Origin of the sequence: Dietzia sp. E1 (assembly GCF_014145015.1) — a bacterium.
In the GTDB taxonomy this organism is placed as follows: Bacteria; Actinomycetota; Actinomycetes; order Mycobacteriales; family Mycobacteriaceae; genus Dietzia; species Dietzia cinnamea_A.
The window spans coordinates 1-3,194 of sequence record NZ_JAALDU010000295.1 but is presented as its reverse complement, the minus strand read 5'-3'; the positions used below and the strand labels follow the sequence as shown (position 1 = coordinate 3,194).

Here is a 3,194-nt window from a genome sequence, read left to right as displayed (position 1 = left end):
AGGGCCGCCGGCGCGAGCACCACGGCGAGCCCGACGGACACCGCGCGCACGGACGCCGCGCGCAGGATCCGCCGGGCCTGCATCGTCAGACCCCCGCCGGCCGACGGCCGTGGAGCTGGTACTCGGCGAGCAGCGCCTCGCGGTCGGCGTCGGTGAGGGGCCGGTACACGTCGTCCGACTTGTCGGCACCGCCGCGTAGGTAGACCTCGCCCGGCTCGGTCCACGACTCTCGTCGCAGGCTGGGCTTGGAGATCTTGCGGGTGGCGGTGACGGGCATCTCCTTCATGATGCGAACGAACCGCGGCGCCCACTTGGTCCCCATGTCGGGCTGGGTGCGGCAGAACTCGGTGAACGCGTCCGCGTCGAACTCCACGCCGGGCTCCAGCTGGATGGCGGCCATCACCTGGTCGCCGGTGCGCGGGTCAGGCACCGGGTAGACCGCCACGACCAGCACGCCGGGGAAGCGGTCGAGGATCCGCTCGACGGGGCCGGCGGAGAAGTTCTCGCTGTCCACGCGGATCTTGTCGCCGGAGCGGCCGGCGAAGTAGAAGTAGCCGTCGGCGTCCTTGTAGCCCAGGTCGCCGGAGTGGTAGACCTCGCCGATGTTGCGCTCGGCGGTGGCCTCCGGGTTGCGGTAGTAGCCCTCGAACAGCTTGGCGCCGGTGAGGTTGCAGATCTCGCCGATCGCCTCGCCCGCGTTGGTCAGGCCGCCCTCGTCGTCGAACTCGGCGATCGGGCACTCGTTGCCGTCCTCGTCGAGGATCGCGACGTCCATGTAGGCGCCGGCCACGCCGAGCGCGCCGGGCGGGGTGTCCTCGGTGTGGCTGATGACCACGCCGCCCTCGCTCGAGCCGTACGACTCGAGGGGGGTCACGCCGAAGCGGCGCTCGAACTCCACGCGGTCGTGGACGGAGGCCTCGGTGCCGAAGACGACCCGCAGGCGCGTCTGCTTCTCCTCGGGGACCTCGGGCTGGGCGAGGATGTAGGACAGGGAGCGGCCGACGTAGTTGAAGTACGTCGCGTCGAATTTCAGCACGTCGGGCAGGAAGCCGGAGGCCGAGAACTTGCGGCGCATCGCGAACGTGCAGCCCACGTACGCGGCGGGCGCGAAGGCGGCGAACAGGGCGTTGCCGTGGAACAGGGGCATCGCGCTGTAGGCCACGTCGTCGCGGACGAGGCCGCGGTAGTTGATCGTGCCGAGCATCGCCATGCGGCCGGTCGAGCACATGACGGCCTTGGGCGCGCCCGTGGAGCCCGAGGTGAACAGCAGCGCGAGCAGGGTGTGGGGGTCGCGCGCGTCCTCCGGGTGCAGGCGGGGCTCGGCGCCGGCGTGGTCGGCGAGCAGGCCGCGCCACTGCTCGGAGTCGATGTCGAACGAGGCGACGGCGCCCGTGTCGAGGCCGTCGAGCAGCGCGCTGCCGTCGGCGTCGGTGAGGATGACGTCGCAGTCCACGCCGCGGATGTCGGAGGCGAGCTCGGCGCCACGACGGGTGGGGTTGATGCCGATGATCGTGACGCCCGCGAGCGCCGCGCCGGTCAGAGTGAACAGGTACTCCGGCACGTTCTCCTGCAGGATGCCCACGTGGAGCCGCCGGTAGGGATCGGGGCGCTCGGCGTAGGAGGACGAGTACTCGTCGGACCAGCCGCGCAGGATCTCCGCGCGGACGGCGGCCTCGGCCACGAACTCCCGCCACGTCCACGAGGAGTCCTCGAACAGCAGTCCCGGGTGATCGTCTGTCGACCGCTCCAGCAGGATGTCGCCGAACGTCTCGTGCTGCATGGCGTGGCCGGGATTGAAATCTGTTCTACTCATGAGATCGCACAATAGGCGATGGAAACCCGTTCCACGCCGGAAACGGGCGGCAACATTGACACGTGTCAGCAGCACTTTTCCGCCCTGCCGACCTGCCGCCGTCCGGTCACTGTCGCGGAGCCCGATCGGGTAGGAACGAGGCGTGGCGCGCCGCGCGGGCGCGCCGGGATCGCAAGGGGCGTGGGATGGCGGCGGAACCGGGCGAAAACCGCAGCGCGGCACCGGGTGTCGGGGTGGGCGCCGGAGTGGATGTCGGAGTGGGTGTCGACGACGAGGTCGGACTCCGCCGCGACGGGTTCATGGTCGGGGAGATCCGGCTGAGCAGCGTGCACAACTTCCGGGACGTGGCCGGCCCCGGGTACGCCCTCCGGCCGTCCGGCTCGATGACCCGCGGTGTCGTCTACCGGTCCACCGCGCTGTCCGTGGGCGAGGAGGATCTAGGGGTCCTCGAGCGGCTCGGCGTGACCGCGGTGGTGGATCTGCGGACCGGCGCGGAGATCGAGAGGCAGCCCGACGTCGTCCCCGCCGGCGCGGAGTACGTGCCGATCGACGTGCTGGGCGGGCACACGTCCGCGGCGACTCTCACCACGACCGGCGTGGTCGGGGTGGAGGAGGCCCGCCGCGAGATGGCCGAGACCTATGAGCGGTTCGTCCTGGGCGACCACGAGCGCGGGGCGTTCGGTCGCGCGATGAGCGTCCTGGCCGAGTCGTCCGGCCCGGCGATTGTGCACTGCACCGCGGGCAAGGACCGCACCGGCTGGGTGTCGGCCCTGCTGCAGCTGCTGGTGGGGGTGCGGGAGGAGGACGTCGTCGCCGACTACCTGCTCACCCGAGAGATGTCCGCCGACTTCGTGACGGCGATCCGGGCCCACGTGCAGTCCCAGATGCCGGGGCAGCTCGAGGCGGTGGAGGTCCTCATCGGTGTGGAGGAGGCCAATCTGCGTCGCTCGCTGGACGCCCTGGCCCGTGAGTTCGGTGACGCCAGGCGCTATCTGGTGGAGGGCGCGGGCGTCGACGCCGAGGTCGTCGACGAGCTGACGGCCCGGCTCCGCTCCCGCTGAGCCTCAGGTCAGGATGAGCAGTGCGCCGAGGACGCCGCCGAACCCGACGGACTGCAGCACCACCGCGACGGTGCGCCCCACCTCGGTCCGGGCACCGGCGTGGACGCGCGGCCCGGCCAGGGTGACGGCGAAGATCATCACCACGGCGGCGACGCCGGCCAGCGTGTCCGCCAGTCGCTCGGCCACCCCGTAGACGGCCGCGAGGCCCAGGAACCCACCGACGAGCGCGGCGGCGATGGTCGTCAGCGGCGCGGGGAACACCGTGGCATGGCCGCTCCCGCCGGCGCTGTCGCTCCCGCCGGCGCCGACGCTGTCCCCAG

At 71.7% G+C, this 3,194-nt stretch carries 3 protein-coding genes; 1 reads left to right on the top strand and 2 read right to left on the bottom strand.

What is annotated here, in order from left to right; translation table 11 throughout:
- Nucleotides 1-85: 85 nt before the first annotated feature.
- Nucleotides 86-1,813, bottom strand: coding sequence for an AMP-binding protein (locus G6030_RS10500; RefSeq protein ID WP_241724299.1), 1,728 nt, complete (start codon nucleotides 1,811-1,813; stop codon nucleotides 86-88).
- Between the two features lie 257 nt (nucleotides 1,814-2,070).
- On the opposite strand from G6030_RS10500, the gene G6030_RS10495 reads away from it, so the two are divergent.
- A complete protein-coding gene (locus tag G6030_RS10495) occupies nucleotides 2,071-2,874 on the top strand; it encodes a tyrosine-protein phosphatase (protein WP_347238633.1) in 804 nt (267 codons plus the stop codon).
- Between the two features lie 3 nt (nucleotides 2,875-2,877).
- Here the strand turns inward: G6030_RS10495 and G6030_RS10490 are convergent.
- The coding region (locus G6030_RS10490; protein ID WP_182643082.1) for a hypothetical protein at nucleotides 2,878-3,194 on the bottom strand (317 nt) is incomplete at its 5' end.